This window comes from Pseudoalteromonas sp. BMB, from assembly GCF_001709235.1.
Lineage (GTDB): Bacteria > Pseudomonadota > Gammaproteobacteria > Enterobacterales > Alteromonadaceae > Pseudoalteromonas > Pseudoalteromonas maricaloris.
Genome location: NZ_MBQA01000161.1, coordinates 145,363 through 166,028 on the forward strand (window position 1 = coordinate 145,363; position 20,666 = coordinate 166,028).

Here is a 20,666-nt window from a genome sequence, read left to right on the forward strand (position 1 = left end):
GGCTGCTAGTGGCTTTTGATTATGGCTCTATTGATTTAGGGCTTAAAAACCCATTTAAAACGGAAGGTAAAATCACAGCTATTCGTGGTGCAATACAAACTATTGCTGGAATTGCATTACTGGTGATTGCCGCCAGCTCAGTTAAGAGCGATGCGGGTATGGGTTGGATCATCATGCTATTTGGCATGTTGATTTTAGGTCTTGGGATCACTTCTCTTGCAAAAGGAATATATGCAACGCTGCGTTTTTTTGTGGGTCGTAACCATCCCACCTCTTTAGCGTATAACTTCAGTAAGTCAGAAACTTCAACCGCCCAGCAAGAAAAGGCTGATGTGGCTTATGCGGCGAAAACGCTAGAAGAAATGTTGATTGGCCGAAAGAACAGCACGTTTGTAGAACCGAAAGGGTTCTTATCGCGTTTGCTTCACAGCATTGCACCTAAATTACTCTTTCTCCCTTATCCTATCAGAAATATGAGCCAACGCTTATTTGGTGCATGGGTGAGTACATTAACCGCAATTGTGCTTTATGGTGTGGTGGCGTTTGTATCGCTTTCTGGCTTTGCCGGTGATGCTGGGGAGCTGACTTTTCCAATCTATAGCACCTTACTGATGATATATATTTTGTCATGCTGGTACAGCGCGGCTAAACCGATTTCACGCAAAGCGGAACATGCTATTGAATCTTTGGGGAGTGCGACCCTCGCTAAAGTGATTTCGCTCTCTTTTGTGCTACCAATCCTGATTGGCTTAACTTTGTCTTACATCATGGATGAAGGAAAGTTAAGTAAAGCCGATATTGAGCTCTTTTTTGCGCCTTTGCCTAGTTTTCATACTTGGGCTTATCTCACGGGCGTTATCGTGCTTGCACTTGGCTGTAGCGCGATTATTGCTGTTATGCTTAAAGCGCGTTTAGACAAAGTAAATCCAGTGGTTGAAGTGTCTGAATTAAGAGAGAACTGGCAAGAATCAGTACATCCAAACGAGATATTTATTAACCTCGACAACTTGGTGATGGCTAATCGCCGTTATAAAGAAGTACCAAACCGGGTTTATCGGGAGCTAGATCCCAGCTTGCAAGAACAAGTTGATGGTAAAGGTGGCTTTAAAGGCGAAATGATCCAAGAAGTACAACCTAAAGTTCTACCCCTAGATTTAGGTAAATCATTTGAACGCTTTAGGTTTTTATCCTTACTTGGTGGTAACTTATTGCTGCTAGTGACCCTTGGATTAAGCGTCTTTTTTGCTTATGCCATAGTAGATATTTACCACTATGTAACGAGCGCCAATATCAGTAATTTTTCTAGTGCCTTCAGCGAAGAAAACATCGCGTCATTCAGCGCTGTTGTGATGGTAGCCGTGCATTTACTGCTAAGTGGCTTATTGATTAAATCGTTTGCGTCAATGCTAACCAATGCTGCACACGTATTCTATGCCGAGATGCAGTTTGAATCTCTGCTGGTTTATTTTAAGTGTGAAGGGACATTTACTGAGTCTAAAATATCAACAGGTACTGGTATTCACGATTCCACACGCTCTGAAAATACGCTAGTACGCAGCAGTATTACCCCTTGGGTAGTGGTGTCGAGAATTGTATCAACGACCTTCGCTGCCACGGGCATGAAAAACCTAGAGCACCCAAGACATATTTTAGAAATGCATAAAGACGATGCACAGCTAAGCGACATCCGTAAAGATGTGATTAGCTTCTTAAAAGACCGAGAATCCATCGCCGCGATTACCAGCGAGCGTGATTTAGGCAATGCCTCACAAGTGTACCAACTCAATCAGCAAACGAGAGCAGTGGACCAAAACCATCAACTGCGTGCAAGTAGTGATGAAGCTGGTGCTTATTTACGCCGAGAAGAAGCACTCGAAAATAAAGAAGAGTAAAAGACAAATGCCACCCTCGGGTGGCGTTTTTGTTGAGGTTAGTGAGCTTTATTCAATATATTTTTTGAATTTGCTCATTGAGTGGCAATCTAAACATTAAAAAATTCAAAAGTTTACTGAAAATAAACCGCTCAAAAATGCCTGTTTTCTCACCAAGCTGCCCACCACTTGTCTATGGCTTTTACTAAATCTTAGTGGTGCTTCTTGGCTATGACTACGGAAAAACAGTGCCGTTTTTATACTGCTATTAGGACTTAAAAATAGAAGTTTTGAAGGGCTTTATCGAGCACGATTTCTGTCAACATAGTTTGGCTATTTTTTGCTGGTTCTATGCGATAGAGATGAGTCAGCAGAAAACTTACCTAGCCTGAAGTGGACATTATGGTGTCCATTTCAATAGAAATAAACTCAATATGGATACTATGGTATCCAAGAGTGATAAATCAGAGTGTCGAATGGTAGGCATTCAGGCCTCAAATTGTTACCCATAAGGTAACTTTGTGTAGATCTTGTGCTTCTAGATAACGCGCTTTTACCATCTCTGAGGTAAATACTGCGTGAAATACAAAGGCATTACGATTTTGGTTTGTTCTAACGCTGATGAGCCTTGTGTACCAGTTAACTTAAAAGTTTTACTTGGTGCACATTTTTCAACATAAGATGCCAACGATTTTGCCCTTGTACGGTTACCACTTTTGACTTCAATAGGGATGATATCGCCTTCATCGGTTGCCAAAATAAATTCGATTTCGGCGCGGGCGTCATTCCATGAATAACTTGGGTCAACGCCGATGGCTGTGAGCTCTTGCTGCACGAAGTTTTCAGCCACGTAACCTTTGTATTCATAGCGTTGTTGCTTAATCTCTTTATAACTGCTGCCTAGCATATGATTAAGCAGCCCCACATCAAATAGAAACAATTTAACCATATTTTCTTTTTTATAGGCCGCTAGTGGCGATTTTGGCAATCCTTCAACAGGGTAGTTTGGCAAAGCTAAACGGCAGCAATGAAGCCAATGGATCGCGGTTGCAAAATCGCTATAACGAGATTTACGCTCATGCACATGTTTAAATTTAAAGCGTTTAACGGACTCATCGCTGACAAGTGATAGCTGCGCTGGAATGCTATTAAACACAGATTCAATCAGTGTAGCATCGACCTTGCCTGCGTACTTACCAAAATCGCGGCGATAACCTTCAACTAAATCGGCATGAATTTTTGTGACTTTTTCAACCCGCTCTAAAATGCTTGAATCTTTAAACTGATACCAAGCAGAAACGGCTTCCGGCATACCACCGGTAAAAAAGTAATCTGTTAGTTTATCCATCAATTTAGTGTGCACCGCAGGTGTGCTTGCTTGGCTGTCAAACGCTTTGATCAGCGCTTGCTCGTTTGATGCATAAATAAATTCTTGGAAGGTCAGTGGTCGTAAATTGTATTGTTCTACCTTGCCCACAGGGAAGGTGTTGAGCAAACCAATATTTGAACCGCTGGCAGCGACAAAATAGGAGGGTGCTTTCTCGGCAAAGTACTTAAGTGAGGTAACGGCACGTTCACATTCGCCAATTTCATCTAATATCAGCAGATCGGTTTCTGGGTTGAACACCTGATTGGTCAAAAGCTCAATGTTCATTATTAGCTCGTCAGGTGAGAGTGAGCCATCGAACGCTTCTTTGTAGGCTGGATTTTCAAGAAAGTCGATACGAAGGATGTTGGCAAAGGTGTTACCAAACAACTCTTGCAGCAGATAGGTTTTACCTGTTTGTCTTGCGCCATCGATTAATAATGGCTTGCGTACAGATTGGTTTTTCCATGCCATTAAGGCGTTAAGTAAGTTACGCTGCATTGTTATTTCCCGCCAATTAAGATTGTTAACGACCTATACTATAACTCAAGCTACACTTTTATGCGCATAAAAGTGTAGTTTTTTACATTTTTACGCGCATAAAAGTGTTGGGTGTTCGTTCTAGTTGAGAAAGACTTTCTCTTTTTGACAAGGGGGCAGTATGGGCAAAGTCTTAATTCACGCCACTTAGTCACACACTAACCCTGCCCACACGGTATTTATCACTTGGGGCATTATGTAAATTCTGGGGCTCGTTATGCCAGAGAGCAAATATTGGTTGGCTTTGGTGTGTCTACTTTTGAAAAGCAGGCTAATTCTCGAGAAGGTGTTTTTAGCATTCGAGAGCAAAATATTGAGCAGCTATTCGTTACGTTGAATAAAAACGAAAAGCAGTTTTCGCCCACTACTATGTATCACGACTACGCGATAAATGAACAGCTTTTCCATTGGCAAAGCCAAAACTCAGCAAGGCCTGATTATGGTAGAGGTCTAGACTATATCACTCACAAAGCAAAGGGTAAGCGACTTTTTCTGTTTGTTAGAGAGCAAGCAAAAGACGAATTTGGCAAAACCATAGGATTTGTTAATTTTGGCGAAGTTGACTATGTATCGCACACTGGTAGCCAACCCATGAGTATCACTTGGCAGTTGCGAAATAGCATGCCGGCATTCATGTGGAAACAGGCGGCTAAGTTAGCAATGGCATAGCTTTTGTTATTGGGTGTTAGCTTAATAAAGCGAGCATTTCCTTAATTGGCCAAATACAGTCTTTTTGTCCTTTAACCATGCATGGGCGTTCAGCTAACCAGGCTGCAGTTCTATACGGCGAACAATCCATGATGTTAATTTGGTCGAACCAAAGTTGATGCTCTATATCGCCTTTCATTTGATTCATCGTCCCTTGCACACTACGGTTATTGGCTTTGGCGATTGTTAGCGGGCCGAGTAATGAGGCTGCTTTTTGTAATTGTTGGTTATTTGCATCTACTTTTAGCAAGGTATTCATAAAGCTATCAGCAAATAGAAAATCTAACTTTGCAAAATCTGGTTTGGTGAGACCAATAATAAATACCGGAAAGCGGGTTTGATTATGCGTCAGGATCACACAGTTTCTGCGTTGTATTGTGAGCAAATTAGCATGCCAATCTGACAAAGGGTGAGTGTCTGGCGGACTTAAATCAGTCAGTTTTGTATCGGAACAAGTGGGTATAACTCCTTCATTGACAGGGAGCTTTGCAATGAGTTTTTGTGTACAGAACAGGTTAATCATGCAGTTGCCTTTTTATTCTAATGACAGTTGAAGTTTAGCGAAACTATGAAGGTTAATATACTCCATAAAATGAACCCAATAAAAAACCGCCGAGAGGCGGTTTTTCAAAGCTGATAGAATATCGGCGTGTTATTCAATATTCTGAATTTGCTCGCGCATTTGCTCAATTAACACTTTAAGTTCAACGGCGGCGTTGGTGATGTCGCTGTTGATTGACTTTGAGGCTAGGGTGTTAGATTCGCGGTTGAATTCTTGCATCATAAAGTCTAAACGACGGCCACAAGCGCCTCCTTTTTTGAGGATTTTGTGGGTTTCTTTGACGTGTGACTTGAGGCGGTCGAGTTCTTCTGCAACGTCTTGCTTTTGCGCAAGGTAAATCAGCTCTTGCTCTAGGCGGCCTTCGTCGATGTCGGTTTTTAGTTCTTCTAACTTTTGTGAAAGTTTTTCACGTTGCCACTTCGTGACTTCAGGCATGTAGCTTTCAACGATGGCAACTTGCTCTAGAATACCGTCAAGACGAGTGGTGAGCATGGTTTCTAGGTTTTCACCTTCACTTGCTCGTGCAGCTTTAAAGTCTTCAACTAGCTCATCAAAGCCACCTAACAGTTCGCTGTTTACGGTGTCTAAATCGACTTCTTCGGCTTCCATTACACCTGGCCAGCGCAGAATGTCTACTGGATTGATATCACCGCCGCTTTGTGATTGTAGCCACTTTGCGCTTTCAACAAGTTGCTTTGCAAGCGATTCGTTGACGGTTAGTTGGCCAACGTGTGCAGGATTTGCGGTGAACTTTAGGAATACTTCAACTTTGCCGCGTTGTAGGTGTTTACGCAGGCGTTCACGTATTACTGGCTCTAAGCCTCTAAATTGTTCTGGTGCGCGGATAAAGGTTTCGAGGTAGCGTTGATTAACTGAACGAATTTCCCAAACCCCAGTGCCCCAGTCACCTTTCACTTCTTTGCGGGCGTAGGCGGTCATACTATGGATCATATAAAGTCCCTAAATTAGCTTGGTTTAACCGGAGCATTATAGCCGAATTTCCACACAGCCCTAAAGTGAATTTTATTTTTAGTCGGATCGCGTGGCATAGTCTCTATGATCCCTTTATAATGTACGGCAAATTTTGATGATGGGGGAACGTGGATGCGTCCAAGCGAAAGAACTGCAAATCAGATCAGGCCGGTTACATTTACTCGTAACTATACAATGCACGCTGAAGGCTCAGTAATGGTAGAGTTTGGTAACACCAAAGTGTTATGTACGGCTTCTGTAGAAGCGGGTGTGCCACGCTTTATGAAAGGTCAAGGCAAGGGCTGGATCACCGCAGAATACGGTATGCTTCCGCGCTCTACACATACGCGTAACAACCGTGAAGCGGCACGTGGCAAACAAGGCGGCCGTACCATGGAAATTCAACGCTTAATCGCGCGCGCTCTCCGTGCCGCAGTTGATTTAAAAGCGCTAGGTGAGAATACCATTACTATCGACTGTGATGTTATTCAAGCGGACGGTGGTACACGCACGGCGTCAATTAGCGGTGCTTGTGTGGCATTGGTCGATGCATTAACACACATGCGTGCCAAAGGCATGATCAATGTAAACCCGTTAAAATTTATGATAGCGGCAATCTCGGTTGGGGTTTATAAAGGTCAGCCAATTACCGATCTTGAGTATCTTGAGGATTCAGAGGCTGAGACAGACATGAACGTGATCATGACTGAAACTGGCAAACTGATTGAAGTACAAGGGACAGCTGAAGGCGAACCATTCTCGTTCGACGAGCTAGATGAGTTACTAGGTCTTGCGAAACACTCAATTCGTGAAATCATTGATCTACAAAAGCAAGCGTTAGCGTAATCAACACTCAGTAGGAAAAACATGAAACCGTATCAAAAAGAGTTTATTGAATTTGCCTTAGAAAAGCAGGTGCTTAAGTTTGGCGAGTTTACGTTAAAGTCTGGTCGTACTAGCCCTTATTTTTTCAATGCAGGCTTGTTTAACACGGGTCGTGATCTGGCGCGTTTAGGTCGTTTCTATGCTTCGGCATTGGAAGATGCTGGCATTGAGTTTGATGTGTTGTTTGGCCCAGCGTACAAGGGTATTCCTATTGCGACAACGACAGCCGTTGCACTTGCCGATCATCACAATAAAGATGTGCCTTATTGCTTTAATCGTAAAGAAAAGAAAGAGCATGGCGAAGGCGGAAACTTAGTAGGTTCGGCGCTTGAAGGTCGTATTATGCTTGTTGATGATGTGATCACCGCGGGTACTGCTATTCGTGAGTCGATGGAAATTATCGCTGCTAATGGTGCCGATCTTGCTGGCGTATTAATCGCATTAGATCGCCAAGAAAAAGGCAAAGCTGAGCTTTCTGCTATTCAGGAAGTTGAGCGCGACTTTAATACTCAAGTAGTGTCTATCGTGAAATTGGCTGATCTTATCACTTACCTTGAGCAACAAGGTGGTATGGATGCGCACTTGGATGCAGTTAAAGCATACCGTGATAGCTACGGTGTAGCGTAAGCCCTATGATTTTCTGCAGATGGCTAGTACCATGCTAGCCATCTATTTACTTCTCTTTTATCTCAGTTTTATTGTGTGTTTTTACACAGCTCTTAATTCAAACTCACTATTGGTATATGGCGTAGCGCCCAATTAGCAAGCTCAACTCGGTTGCGTGAATTGGTTTTTTTAAATGCGCTGTAGATATGCGTTTTTACTGTGTGACTACTGATGTTTAGTCTATCAGCGATATCTTCGTTTTTAGCACCAGCAGCAATAAGCTTGATCACAGACTTTTCTCTGCCGGTAAGCATATTTAACTCTTCATTACTTAAGATAATGTCGCTGTTAGGCAATGCTTGTGGCATCGCGGCGATCAGTTCGCTAAATGCCTCTGAGATAGCACTGCGACAAAACCAAAGCTCGCCTTTGAGCACACTGCTTAATCCTTGAAATAACGTCTCTGGCGGAGCATGGTGATAGAGTATACCTTTCACATTGCCAAGTAGCGCCGTTTTTTCATTCACGCTGTCTTCATAGGCATTAAAGAGCAGTACTTTGTGTTTAGCCGCCAATAGCTTTACTTCAGCACTGATAAGTTCATTACAATCTCGGTGTTCTGTATCCACCAAAAATAATGCGATTTGTTCACGCAGCGCTGGCTCTGGTAGTCGAGTATCAACTTTGACTGTATGTCCTAGCGTCTCCAGCACTTTGATTAGCACAGTATAATTGGTGGAACTGGTATTGGCTCGAGCATGAGTCAGAATAAAAAATGCTCGATCTTGCCATGCTAGCGAGTTGTTGGAATATTCCTTTGCAAACATAGAAGTATTAAATCCTTTTTTATTCCAGATTAAATTTAATATACATTTGTTTTACAAAAAATTTAAGTTATTTATTAGGCTCAAACTAAAAAGCTGAGCCTAATACCATGCTTGTGTAAGCTAAGGCTGTTTATTTGTACAATGCACGCCATGCACAAGTACGATAGCCGTTCTTCTCAAAGAAGAAGCGATTACAGTTATCGTCATAGTTGGAGTTACCCACATCTATACGATAGCCACTGATGTACCAGTTATGCAGCGAAATATGCCCACCGTTGTACAGTAGCGAAAAGTGAACGTGAGGGCCGGTTGATTGGCCACCTTGGCACAATGCCGTTGCTTTATCGTCCGCATAACGGCCAAGCCAAGCGCCTGCAGAAATGACATCACCAGTGTTATATTGCAAACTTTCCATATGGTAATACTGAGTTGAATAACCGCTTGAGTGAGTCACGCGAATATTACAAGCTGAGTAACGAGTGACTGTGCCGCCATGCGCTGCTTGAACCCAAGGTGTATTACTTCCCCAGCCACCTGAGCCGTTATTAAAATCAAGCGACGAGTAAGGGTAACCAGAGCCTGTATTTGAGTGTGCACCACCGCTATACCAAGCGTAACCGGATGGCCACGGGAAGCTCATGCTAAAGCTAGCAGCTGATACCGCTTGTGTTGAAGCTTGTTCATTAAAAGCGATGCTGTTGTCCGCTTTTAATGCTAATGACTCACCGTTAAATAACGTTTGATAAGTATTGAATAGGGCATCTGCCGATGTGTGTGTCAGATCTGCAAGTGCAACAGTTGCTTCGTTGACTGCTGGTAATTTTTTAGCTTTGCCTTCATCACGAAGTTTTTGGAATGCGTAGTATCTTGCACTGAGATTAAGCGCTACATCTTTTACTTGCGCATCAAATCCCTGTTCATGAGAGAGTGTACCAAACGGTGCAAAGAGGGATTGTTTATCTGGGTTACTTATCACACCAGACTCAAGTTCCATTAGTGCCAGCAACAATTTAGGGTTAATACTGGCATATCCAGCATAGTGCAAGATCACTTCGAGCTTGTCGCTTAAATGCGGTGCCGTGCTGTCAAGCACCTGCTGCCAATCTACTTGTTGTAAAGCATTGCTGAAAAGAAACAGTTCAGGGTTTACTGCTATTACACTAGAAATAGGTAAGGCACTGATGTGTTCAGCAGTAAATTCAGGCATAGCTACAGAGTCATGCTGACCTGCAGCTGTTGCCTGATGTGAGAGGAGCGCGATTAAACACGCTGATAGATAGTGGCGTTTCATGTTGTATCCTTTCTGTTTGTTTTTTGTTCAATCAAGTTATACCTAAATGTGAGTATTTTGTAAAATAAAAGTTTAAAATGTGATTTTGTTGAGTGGTGGGCTTAGATTTTTGCCTGCTAGATTGGGGTTTTTTGTAAAAGCGACTATAAAAAAGAAAGTGGTGTGATGTGGAGGTTGCTATGAAAAGGCTAATTACTCTGTCTCAACTAGAAGAGTTGCTAGAGGAAAGGCAGGGGGGAGAGCGTCGAAAACAACGAAGTAATGTTTTGCCTTTCGTGGAAAGGCGCAACCACGTAAGGAGAAAAGCCGACAAACAATACCTAAAAAATAGAATGGATTAGTACACTCCTCACTCTACTATTTTGCTGTGAGTCCTGCATCCGAGTAAAACGCGTAAGGCAATTGATTCGTCTTCGCGTGATACATAGCTTTATCTGCTTTAGCAACTAACTCTTCTGCAGATGTGGCGTCAGTTGGATAAATCACTGCGCCAATGCTTAAGTCCAGTTTTACTTCGCGGATATTTGCGCTTTCATCTTGGAGACAGTAATTATCACTGAGCAAGTCATACTTATGCTGAGCCAGTTTTCGTAACTGATTTTTTTCTGTTAGATGAGGGGCGATAACCACGAATTCATCACCACCGTAGCGTGCAACAAAGTCTGACGCACGTTTATACATTTTAAGTTTTGCTGCCAGTATTTTTAGCAATTGATCGCCCGCTTGATGACCAAGCTGATCATTGACTGGTTTAAAGTTGTCGAGATCAATAAACAGCACACCAAATCCATGACCATACCGCTCTGACTCAGAAATCGCTCTTTCTAATTCGTTATCAAATGCGCCGCGGTTATGTAGCATAGTGAGTCTATCCATCACCACTAGGTTCTCTAGATTCCGCTGCATTTCGTAGCGTTCTTTTGAGAAGGTGATTGTACGTGCCAGTAGTGGGCCGCTTACTTCGTGTTTTGGGATATAATCTTGCGCACCAAGTTGAATTGCCTTTTCGCCAAACAGTGTTTCAGATACCCCAGTTAGCACGATTATAGGGGCGCTGATTGGCAACTGTTTTACTTTAATCAGCGTGGTAAGACCTTGGCTCTCATCGATATTTAAATCGATAAGGATAGCTTCTGGCTTGACTGTGTTTAAGGCGGTTTCAAGTTGTTCTAAATTTTTGAAGTGTTTCACGTTAAACTTTTGTCTACCATCAGTACTTGCAAGTGTGCGCTTTACTAAGTAAGCATCTTCATCGTTGTCTTCAAGAAGATAAATCAGCCATGTATTCATAGTTACCCTTGCACGACACAGTTATTGTCAAACCAATACTGCTTGATTAATTTGATCAACGACTCTAAATCACTTAAGCGTCCGGGCTTGGTAATATATGACTTAGCACCCAATTGATATGCTTTACGAATGTCACTGTGGTGAGTAGAGGTGGTATAGCACACCGTTATTAATTTATCGGCAACTTGTTCATTTTTTAAAGCTTCCATAACTTCAAAGCCACTCATTTTTGGCATGTTTAAATCCAGCAAAATAACTTGGTCGTAGGTTGCGATAGAATCGAGGTAATGCAGCAGCTCATGACCGTCAGAAAAAATTTTAAGCTCTGGCGCATTGGTAATACTGCTGTATGCTCTTTTAAAAAAGTAGACATCATCTGGATCATCTTCAACTAATAACAGTTCCATTATTACTCCTTAACTTCTTTTGGCAGTATGATTTCAAATAAAGCGCCATCATCACTTTGCAGGCATTTTATTGTGCCGCCATGCAGTTTTACGATTTGTCGGCACAGCGCTAGTCCAATACCACTGCCATACTCTTGTGTGGTGCCAAAACGCCTGAACGGTTCAAAGATTTGCTGACGTCGAGATTTTGGGATCCCAAGCCCATTGTCTTTGTAATGGATCACCGTTTCATGGCCGGTTTGGCTGGCGTAAATTTGGATCACGGGCGCACGCTCTGGTGACTTAAACTTAATGCTGTTACTGATTAAGTTTTGCAGCACTTGAAGAAAAAGCGAGGGATCAAGTTCGATAGGTAAATCACCATTCTCTAGTTTAATTTCTGCGCCGCTTTCCTCGATACTAAAGCTCATCACTTCACAAACATCTTCTAACAACAAAGTTAGATTGGTTGTTTGTAGCTTCAACTCATGGGAATGTAAGCGTGATAACTTGAGTAGGTCTTGGATCATGATCCGCATTCGTTGACTGGCATCAACCAAGCGCTCTATTTCAAACTTTGCATCGTCGTAGTCTTTGAGTTCTGGCGTAATTCTTTGCGCCAAACTGTCCGAAAAAGCGGTGATCTTTCTGAGTGGCTCTTGCAAATCATGAGAAGCAATATAGGCAAAGTGCTCAAGGTGGGCGTTGGATTCTTGCAGCTGTAATAGCAATTCGGTGTGCTCGGTCATATCGACAAAAGTACCCAGCATCAACTCTGGCTCGCCATTGTGAGCTCGAGTGATCACGGTATCGACGGAGTAACACCAAACCCAATGCCCTTCTTTGTGTCTAAAACGATACTTTATCGGGATAAGTTCACCGTCTTGGCTGGCTCTCACTTCATCAATATGCTCGTAAACGAGTGCGCGTTCACTTTCATGAAAACATAGTTCTAAATTTGAACTTTCTAACTCTTGAATTGTATAACCAAGGAGTTGAGTATAACGCTTGTTTATGCGCGTGTTTTTGTGGAGTTTTAAGTCGTAGAGATAAAGGCCACACACCGCTGAATCTATCATTCGCTGTAAAAAGCGTTGGTTGTCTTCAAGCTCTTTTTCTGCGAATTTTCGCGCAGTAATATCGACGGCGATACCAACGATCCGCTCAACTTGGTTTTTACTGTCTTTAAGTGGATAAAGAGTCGTCTGATACCAATGTTCTTTATTTTTGAATGGTATCATTTCGGTATAATCTACGGGTTTTGCGACCTCAACGCAAAGTTGGTAGTTTTTTTCGATTCTATCTACTAGCTCCGCTTCTAACACTGTCCCTCTTAGTTCGCTGAGGGTTTTCCCTAGTATTTGCTCGAGCTTTACGCCAGTGCGCTGGCAGGCAAACTTATTGTACTCGAGCACTCGAAATGTTTGCTTTTCTTCTACCTTTAATAGCCAAATAGCCTGACTTGCACCTTCGTAGATGGCATTGAGAATTTTGCTTTTTTCCGCAACTTGCAGCTCAAGGGATTTTTTCTGATGGATATTTCTAAGTGCTCCAGACATCACCAATGCTTTACCGTGGTCGTCAAATTGGCTGTTGCCTACGGCGGAAAACCAAGCGTATTCTCCTTTGTTGTCTCGCCCTAAGTACTCGACAAAATATTGGTCTTTGGTGGCAAAGTGATGGTCTATGGCATCTTGCACTTTGCCCTGATGGTCTGGGTGGATATGTGCAAACCAGTCGTCATAGGTGACTTTTTCGTCATCGCGTTTACCTATCATGGTTTTTAAACGAGATGAATAGCTGACGCTGTTGTCGACAACGTTCCACTCCCAAATGCCATCTTCGGTTGCCCCGATTGCACGCTTCATTTGTTCGGTGGATTCCGCTAGTGCTTGCTCTGTGCGTTTAAGTGACGAAAGGTTATTAAACACCGCTAAAATGAGATTAGCACCGTCATGGGGTTCTTGTACTAAGCGCATCTCCATCGGGATTTGATTGCCAAATTTGTCTTTCACATGGCACAGTGCTTCTTTACTGTAATCGTTTTGGTTAAGTAGAGATTGGCTAATGGACTCTAAGCTGTCGAACGGATCATCCAAACTGACGATATCGTGTAATCTCAGCCCAATTAATGCATCTGGCGTGTCGTACCCAAGCTCGCGATAAAAATAAGGATTGCACTTACTCACGGTGAGTAGCTGGTCAAGTAGCAAGGTACTGGTGGGTAAGGCATCGAGCATAAACTCGGTAACTCTGTGTTGGTCTAGTTGCGAATGAAGCGCCTGCTTTTCATCGGTAATACGTTTGAGCCTTGCGGTTACGCCATGGAATTGATTGGGGGTTGGGATTGCGACAGCGCTTGGGATAAGTCTAAAAAGATAAACCGCCGTTACCATTGAGATAAACGCTGTGACTGCTTTTGAAATGCCATGAATACCATAAGCGCCATGCCAAACGGTATAAACGCCAATTAAGTGCGTGAGTCCACATAAAGTGATGAAGCTACAAAACAACACAAAGACCCAATTTCTGCCAACATCAGGGCGCTGTTTTGCATAAATCATAATCGCCATGGGAATCGAAAAGTAGGCTGCGGCTATCAAGATATCGGAGATGACATTGGTCCATAGCAGGTGAGGTTGCCACAAATAGCAATGACCATGTGGCATGTACGCGCTATTAAAAAATGACTCAAATGAGTTCAAATCCATGTTATTTCCTTACCTCAACGTGTAGCCAATTCATATAAAAATATCCGCGGTTAAGACGCTAAAAGCGCACTCAAGCGGCGATAGTAAAATACGCTTTAAAAGTCCTAATGCTCTGCTTTAACTGTAGTATATCTATTTGAAATTTCGACAAGAGGTGTAAGAAATCTTTATCGTGAGGTAGGGAAGAGGGGGGGTTGAGAGATTAACAAGGTGAAGCGCCTGGCTTCACCTTGTTATTCAGTGAGTCGAAGGTACTTTTCGGCTAACTGGTCAAGGCTTTCTTTGTGGTTTGGATCTGGTTTAATGCAATCAATGGGGCAGACACTTACACAGGTTGGTGTGTCGTAATGGCCGACGCATTCAGTGCATTTGTCAGGGTCAATTTGATAAATTTTATCGCCCATGTAAATGGCTTGATTAGGACACTCAGGGTCGCACATATCACAGTTGATACATTTATCATTAATAAGCAGTGCCATCGTTATGCCTTTTTAAAAGGATTACGAGTGTCCTCACTTTGGCCCAAATTGCGCATTAAAATGGCGTGACTTAAGTCTATGTCTTCTGGCAGTGGAATTTTGACGATATGACCAGAGCCCTTGGCGTCATCTATCGCTTCGCCTTTTTTATTTTCCATGTGTTCAAGATTAAAGTGAATATTGCCCTTAGGTGTCATTAATTCCAAGCTGTGGCCAGTACAGAACTTGTTTTTAACCTCAATTTCAACGAGACCATTATTAGTGCGACCTAGCACTTCACCAACAAACTGCTGTTGGTCAGACACCGAATGACCGTAGTCGTAATTTTGATAGTCTTGATGTACATGACGTTTCAAGAAGCCCTCGGTATATCCTCGGTGGGCTAGGTTTTCTAGGGTTTTCATTAAGCTTGGGTCAAATGGTTTACCCGCAACAGCATCATCAATGGCTTTACGATAGACTTGTGCGGTGCGAGCAACATAATAGAATGATTTGGTACGGCCTTCGATCTTAAGGCTGTGCACGCCCATGCGAGTCAGTTGATCAACATACTGGACAGCACGTAAATCTTTGGAATTCATGATGTAAGTACCATGCTCATCCTCAAATGCTGGCATGTATTCACCTGGGCGACCTTGCTCTTCGAGCATAAACACTTCGTCGCTTGGTTGACCCTCCCCTAAGGTTGGAATAATTGCTTTTGGATCGACCTTATGAACAACATCGCCAGTTTCGTTTTCTTGACCAGGCTTGACATCGTAGCTCCAGCGGCAGGCATTAGTACAAGTGCCTTGGTTTGGATCGCGCTTGTTGATATAACCCGACAATAAACAGCGACCAGAATAAGCCATGCATAGGGCACCGTGAACGAACACTTCAAGCTCAGTGTCTGGACACAATGTACGAATTTCTTCTATTTCTTGTAGCGACAACTCGCGAGAAAGAATAACGCGCTCAACCCCTTGTTTTGCCCAAAATTGCACCGCCGCATAGTTAACAGCATTTGCTTGCACGGATAAGTGAATTGGCATGTCTGGCCACTTATCTCGAACCAGCATAATTAGCCCGGGATCGGACATGATAAGCGCGTCTGGCTTCATCGCGATAACGGGTTCAATATCACGTAAGTAAGTTTTCACTTTGCCGTTGTGTGGCGCAATATTTGATACGACATAGAGCTTTTTGTTCTGCTGGTGGGCTTCGTTAATACCGATTTCGAGGTTGTTTAGGTCAAATTCGTTATTACGTACGCGCAGACTGTATCTTGGTTGTCCGGCGTAAACAGCGTCGGCACCGTACGCAAAAGCGTAACGCATATTCTTTAAACTGCCGGCAGGAGAGAGAAGTTCTGGTACAAACATGGTTTACCTCATACATTGAACTAGGGCCTGTTGACCTTTGCTGTTTTATTTTTGTTCTCCTGAGTGTGTTTTGGTCGCGACGCTAGCAACAATGAACAAAGCGCACTCAGGTGAACCCAAAGGGCAGCGCTTGATTGGCATTTCTACTGTGTTATCGCCTGACTCACATAGAACAACTATGCTACGCAGGCTCTGTCTTGTATAAATACCAATCAAACTGCTGCAAAAACAAACTTGAAAGATAAACAGGCCCTAATTACGGGTCAGCTGTTGAGTGATTTCGCGTGCTGATTCTAAAAAGCGGCGCAGTATAGAAGAAAGCTAAGTAAGTAATTTTGATGTAGATCAGGTTTTTTGACATTGTGCAAGGAAGGGCAAGTGACCTTGCTGTTAAGGCTTCTGCTGGCAATTCTGCGTATTTAATCGACAAATAATTCACCAAACTTTCGTTTCTTCGCAAAGAAAGCGGCGCGAGATAGTAGGTTTTTTCTACCAAAACACGTATAATTCGCGCCCGTTAATATTCACAATAATATTTTGGAGCAAAAAAGATGGCTTTAGAGCGCACTTTTTCAATCATCAAGCCTGATGCTGTAGCTAAAAACCACATCGGTGCTATCTACAACCGTTTTGAGTCTGCTGGTCTTAAAATCGTTGCATCAAAAATGGTTCACCTTTCTCAAGAGAAAGCTGAAGGTTTCTACGCAGAGCACAAAGAGCGTCCTTTCTTTGGTGCACTAGTTTCTTTCATGACTTCTGGTCCAGTAATGGTTCAGGTGCTTGAAGGTGAAGACGCAGTTCGTAAAAACCGCGAAATCATGGGTGCTACTAACCCTGCTGAAGCGCTAGCTGGTACACTACGTGCTGACTACGCAGACAGCATCGACGAAAACGCAGTACACGGTTCTGACGCGCCTGAGTCTGCTGCTCGCGAAATCGCTTACTTCTTCGCTGAAGAAGAAATCTGCCCACGTACTCGTTAATTCGAGACTTGGTGCCAAAGAAGGGCTTTCGAGCCCTTTTTTTGTCCCGTAGCTAAGTAAAGGGATTAGCGTGCTTTGTAAAGTAATCACACTACTTCACAAAACACGTTACATTATTTGTGATGTTTGCTGCTTTTTTGTACAATATGTTGTTGGCAATTTAGCTGTTCTTACCGTCTTTAACCGAGGTTGTTCATGACCACTATTGAGAAAAAAATTAACTTACTTGATTTAAATCGCGAGGGGATGCGCGAGTTGTTTGCATCATATGGCGAAAAGCCGTTTCGCGCGGATCAGGTGATGAAATGGATTTATCATTTTGGTATCGACAACTTTGATGACATGAGCAATTTGAACAAAAAGTTGCGTGCGCGGTTGCAGGCTGAGTGTGAGATTAAAGCACCTGAAATTTCAGTAAAGCAGGTGGCTTCTGACGGTACCATTAAGTACGCACTAGTACTTGAAGGCGGCCAAGAAGTTGAAACTGTGTGGATCCCAGAAAAAGACCGAGCAACACTGTGTGTGTCTTCTCAGGTTGGTTGTGCTTTGGAATGTACTTTCTGCTCAACGGCGCAGCAGGGCTTTAACCGTAACTTAAAAGTGTCTGAGATCATTGGCCAGGTTTGGCGCGTGGCAACCGACATTGGTCTGCATAAAGGCGATAGCACTAAACGCCCAATTACTAACATTGTTATGATGGGGATGGGTGAGCCTCTGTTAAACCTAAATAACGTTGTACCAGCGATGGAACTAATGATGGACGATTGGGCATTTGGTTTATCCAAGCGCCGCGTTACGCTAAGTACATCGGGTGTGGTACCTGCGCTTGATATTTTGAAAGAAAAGATTGATGTGGCACTGGCGATTTCGCTACATGCGCCAAACAATCCACTACGTGATGTGCTTGTACCAATCAACAAAAAGTATCCGATTGAAGAGTTCCTAGCAGCATGTCGTCGCTATATCGATGGTTCTAAAGCAAATAAAGACGTCACCATTGAGTATGTGATGCTACAAGATGTTAATGACAGTACAGATCATGCCCATGAGTTGGTGCAAGTTCTCAAAGGCACGCCGTCAAAAATTAACCTGATCCCATTTAACCCGTTCCCGGGTAATGAATATGGTCGCTCTAGCAACAGCCGCATCGATAGATTTTCTAAGGTGTTACAAGCTGCAGGACTTACCTGTATCGTTCGTCGTACCCGTGGCGATGACATTGACGCTGCATGTGGACAGCTAGTAGGTGATGTTGTAGACAGAACCAAGCGTTTAGCTAAGAAAAAACAGCGTGACGATAATGCCATTGCTGTCAATGTGAGCGCACAATAATATTCATGAGCTGGGTTTACCCAGCTCATTTCATCTTGACCACAGATAAGTTCTGACTATCTGGTAAAAAATAGATGAATCTCTTAGCCTTTTGGGTAATATAGGGCACACATAGAACCCAGTGGCATTCAAAGGTGAGTGATGCAATCGCGAAATTATCGCAAAACAGGATTGGCTGCATCCATTCTCGCAGGCGCGAGTTTAGTTCTGTCAGGTTGTGTGACGGAGAGTAGTTATCGCTCCGACGGGCGTCCTGTGGCCGAACAACAAGTCAATAACACCAATGCCGCAAGAACTCGCATTGCACTGGCACTTCAATATCTCAATTCAGGTAACACTACCTCAGCCAAATTTAATTTAGAGCGGGCATTACAGCTAGCGCCAAAACTGGCCGAAGCCCATTATACGTTGGCGTATTATTACGAGCAGGTGGGGGAGCAACATCGCGCTGATAATGCCTATCAGGCGGCTTTGGATATTGAGCCAGATAACCCCGACACGCTAAACAACTATGGCACTTTTCTTTGCCGAGTTGGTCAGTATGACAAGGCGAGCCAATATTTTTTCAAAGCGATAGAGGTACCGAGTTATTTGCGGGTATCGGCAAGCTATGAAAACTTGGCGCTGTGTGCGCTGAAACAAAATGAGTATTCCCTAGCTGAAGAGTATCTGCAAAGCGCGATTAAGCATAACGCTCAGCAGATGTCATCGCAGCTTGCGCTCGCGGGCCTGTACTATGCTCGCAGCGATTTCTTAAGAGCAGAAGATGTGCTTGATAACGTTGCCAAGCGTGGATTTATTTCACCAAGAAGCTTAATGCTTGGGCACTTAGTGCATATGCAAATGGGCCACTTACAGAAGGCGCAAGACATCGCCACGACTTTGGTGCAAAGTTACCCAAAATCTGCTCAAGCAGGGCTGATCTTAACGAATAATATCGCTGCAAGTGAATTTGAACGGTTGCGCAATCGCTACCGAGAAGCACAGTTAAATAAGCTTGCCGAGGCGTCGCCTAGTCATATTGTTGCGAATCCAAAAATTAAAATTAAACGTAAGAAAACGCAATCGAATTCAACCCAGTCATTCACCGTTGATTCACCCGCTGAGGCCAATAATTTTGCGCCTTCGGCAAAACCTGAAGTGGCAAAAAGCACGTCTTTAGTGAACGTTAGCTCGGACTCTGAAGCTCGGGTTGAGTTTTATCAACCAGACCCATCGGAAGTCACATTTAGTCCTCGCTCACGTGAGCCTCAAGTGTTAGCGACTACCTCATCAAGTAGTTCAAGTGTGCCGTTATTAAATCGTGACGTTGCGCCTCCTCAGGTACCTTTTCATACTGTTATTGCAGGTGAAAACCTATTTAGTATTTCAGTCAAATACGACATTAAAATGGTTGAATTGATGGAATATAATCAAGTGCGGGAATCTGCAAGATTGTACGCAGGTCAAAAGGTGTATCTTAACAATCCCAATGTCGTGCATGAAATTACGGCGGGAGATACTTTGCTCAGTATTGCCGATCGATATGGTGTGTTGATCGATGAAATTATGCGATGGAATAAACTCACTCCTGATGTGGCGCTGCAAGCAGGCCACGGATTACTAATTGTAGACCCAACAAATTACGTTTTATGAACCAAACAATGAAAGAGCAGGAAGCACCTGAACAAGAGCAGCCTTCACTCGGGCAAACTTTAGCAACGGCAAGACAAAATGCCGGGATCAGCTTTGCTGAAATTGAATCGCGCTTAAAGATGACTCATGCCCAACTTACCAAGCTCGAGCAGGATGACTATCAAGACCTAGGGCCTGAAACCTTTGTGCGTGGCTATATTAAAAATTACGCCGCGTTACTGGGATTGAATCCGACGGAAGTACTGGCTCGATATCAATCTCCGGAGTTGCCGCCACAGAAAAAGCGAATGCAAAGCTTTTCTCGCCGCACTCATAAAGAAGCCCACGATAACCGCCTAATGATGGTGAGCTACATTGTGCTGGCTATCGTGCTGGGGTCGTCGGCATTTTGGTTTTGGCAGACCAGTAGCTCAGAGCAAGAAGTGGTGCCTGAAACGCCGGTCACTCAGCTTGAGACGCCAGTTGAAAATGCCACAACGCCAAAGGTTGATGAGTTAGCATTACCTACTGAGCAAAACAATGACACAACCCCGCAAAGTGAGGCGCAAGCGAACGAAACGGAGGTTTCTGTGCCTGTTGAAGCGAAACCGCAAGCGGCAAAACGAGACCCAGCATTGAGCACGGTAGTCATGCATTTCAACGAAGAAAGTTGGGTTGAAATGTTTGACGCAACACAAGAGCGTGTTGCATTTGGTGTTAAAAAAGCGGGATATACTATGACAGTTGAAGGTAAGGCCCCTTTTTCTGTTATACTCGGCAAGCATCAGGCCGTAGAGGTCACGCTTGACGGTAAACCAGTGTCATTGCCTGCGTTTACTAAAAACCGTCTAGCTAAATTCAATTTACCGTTAACAGAGTAGT

17 protein-coding genes and 1 pseudogene are annotated in these 20,666 nt (G+C 43.4%); 8 read left to right on the forward strand and 10 right to left on the reverse strand.

The annotated features are described in order from the left end of the window. Positions 1-8 precede the first annotated feature (8 nt). Positions 9-1,892: a hypothetical protein gene (locus BB427_RS11635; protein ID WP_069020881.1), complete on the forward strand. Its 1,884-nt coding sequence runs from the start codon at positions 9-11 to the stop codon at positions 1,890-1,892. Between the two features lie 532 nt (positions 1,893-2,424). On the opposite strand, the gene BB427_RS11640 is transcribed toward BB427_RS11635, so the two are convergent. After that, a complete protein-coding gene (locus BB427_RS11640) occupies positions 2,425-3,738 on the reverse strand; it encodes an ATP-binding protein (protein ID WP_069020882.1) in 1,314 nt (437 codons plus the stop codon). Between the two features lie 246 nt (positions 3,739-3,984). On the opposite strand from BB427_RS11640, the pseudogene BB427_RS11645 reads away from it, so the two are divergent. Continuing rightward, positions 3,985-4,446: pseudogene (locus BB427_RS11645) on the forward strand (DUF3427 domain-containing protein); the annotation flags it as partial. Between the two features lie 16 nt (positions 4,447-4,462). Here the strand turns inward: BB427_RS11645 and BB427_RS11650 are convergent. Together BB427_RS11650 and BB427_RS11655 are read right to left on the reverse strand one after the other, a co-directional pair. Next, complete coding sequence (locus tag BB427_RS11650) at positions 4,463-5,008, reverse strand: DUF6933 domain-containing protein (protein WP_069020884.1); 546 nt, start codon at positions 5,006-5,008, stop codon at positions 4,463-4,465. 129 nt (positions 5,009-5,137) lie between these two features. Beyond that, positions 5,138-5,998, reverse strand: a complete 861-nt coding sequence (locus tag BB427_RS11655) for a YicC/YloC family endoribonuclease (RefSeq protein ID WP_069020885.1) — start codon at positions 5,996-5,998, stop codon at positions 5,138-5,140. A gap of 153 nt (positions 5,999-6,151) precedes the next feature. On the opposite strand from BB427_RS11655, the gene rph reads away from it, so the two are divergent. Both rph and pyrE read left to right on the forward strand, forming a co-directional pair. Next, a complete protein-coding gene (rph, locus tag BB427_RS11660; protein ID WP_010377321.1) occupies positions 6,152-6,865 on the forward strand; it encodes a ribonuclease PH in 714 nt (237 codons plus the stop codon). Positions 6,866-6,886: 21 nt separating this feature from the next. Further along, positions 6,887-7,531, forward strand: a complete 645-nt coding sequence (gene pyrE, locus BB427_RS11665; protein WP_017217061.1) for an orotate phosphoribosyltransferase — start codon at positions 6,887-6,889, stop codon at positions 7,529-7,531. 92 nt (positions 7,532-7,623) lie between these two features. On the opposite strand, the gene BB427_RS11670 is transcribed toward pyrE, so the two are convergent. From BB427_RS11670 to trhP, 7 genes are all read right to left on the reverse strand, one after another. After that, a complete protein-coding gene (locus BB427_RS11670) occupies positions 7,624-8,337 on the reverse strand; it encodes a response regulator transcription factor (protein WP_069020886.1) in 714 nt (237 codons plus the stop codon). Positions 8,338-8,467: 130 nt separating this feature from the next. Further along, a complete protein-coding gene (locus BB427_RS11675; protein WP_069020887.1) occupies positions 8,468-9,628 on the reverse strand; it encodes a M23 family metallopeptidase in 1,161 nt (386 codons plus the stop codon). 357 nt (positions 9,629-9,985) lie between these two features. Further along, complete coding sequence (locus BB427_RS11680) at positions 9,986-10,918, reverse strand: GGDEF domain-containing protein (RefSeq protein ID WP_010377329.1); 933 nt, start codon at positions 10,916-10,918, stop codon at positions 9,986-9,988. A 2-nt stretch (positions 10,919-10,920) separates the two neighbouring features. Further along, complete coding sequence (locus BB427_RS11685) at positions 10,921-11,325, reverse strand: response regulator (protein ID WP_010605674.1); 405 nt, start codon at positions 11,323-11,325, stop codon at positions 10,921-10,923. Positions 11,326-11,327: 2 nt separating this feature from the next. Then, complete coding sequence (locus BB427_RS11690) at positions 11,328-14,015, reverse strand: PAS domain-containing sensor histidine kinase (protein WP_069020888.1); 2,688 nt, start codon at positions 14,013-14,015, stop codon at positions 11,328-11,330. Positions 14,016-14,248: 233 nt separating this feature from the next. After that, on the reverse strand, positions 14,249-14,494 hold the full coding sequence (locus BB427_RS11695; protein ID WP_010377334.1) for a YfhL family 4Fe-4S dicluster ferredoxin: 246 nt from the start codon (positions 14,492-14,494) through the stop codon (positions 14,249-14,251). A gap of 2 nt (positions 14,495-14,496) precedes the next feature. Continuing rightward, positions 14,497-15,855 carry a prephenate-dependent tRNA uridine(34) hydroxylase TrhP gene (trhP, locus tag BB427_RS11700; RefSeq protein ID WP_069020889.1) on the reverse strand — a complete coding sequence of 453 codons (1,359 nt, stop codon included), beginning with the start codon at positions 15,853-15,855 and terminating at the stop codon, positions 14,497-14,499. A 551-nt stretch (positions 15,856-16,406) separates the two neighbouring features. On the opposite strand from trhP, the gene ndk reads away from it, so the two are divergent. From ndk to BB427_RS11720, 4 genes are all read left to right on the forward strand, one after another. Beyond that, the gene (gene ndk / locus BB427_RS11705) at positions 16,407-16,838 is read left to right on the forward strand and encodes a nucleoside-diphosphate kinase (protein WP_010377338.1); all 432 of its coding nucleotides are present in this window, start codon (positions 16,407-16,409) and stop codon (positions 16,836-16,838) included. 195 nt (positions 16,839-17,033) lie between these two features. After that, positions 17,034-18,170 carry a bifunctional tRNA (adenosine(37)-C2)-methyltransferase TrmG/ribosomal RNA large subunit methyltransferase RlmN gene (locus BB427_RS11710; protein WP_069020890.1) on the forward strand — a complete coding sequence of 379 codons (1,137 nt, stop codon included), beginning with the start codon at positions 17,034-17,036 and terminating at the stop codon, positions 18,168-18,170. 141 nt (positions 18,171-18,311) lie between these two features. Next, positions 18,312-19,805: a type IV pilus biogenesis/stability protein PilW gene (gene pilW / locus BB427_RS11715; RefSeq protein WP_069020891.1), complete on the forward strand. Its 1,494-nt coding sequence runs from the start codon at positions 18,312-18,314 to the stop codon at positions 19,803-19,805. Positions 19,806-19,813: 8 nt separating this feature from the next. Beyond that, on the forward strand, positions 19,814-20,665 hold the full coding sequence (locus BB427_RS11720; protein ID WP_239652594.1) for a RodZ domain-containing protein: 852 nt from the start codon (positions 19,814-19,816) through the stop codon (positions 20,663-20,665). Position 20,666: the final 1 nt, after the last annotated feature.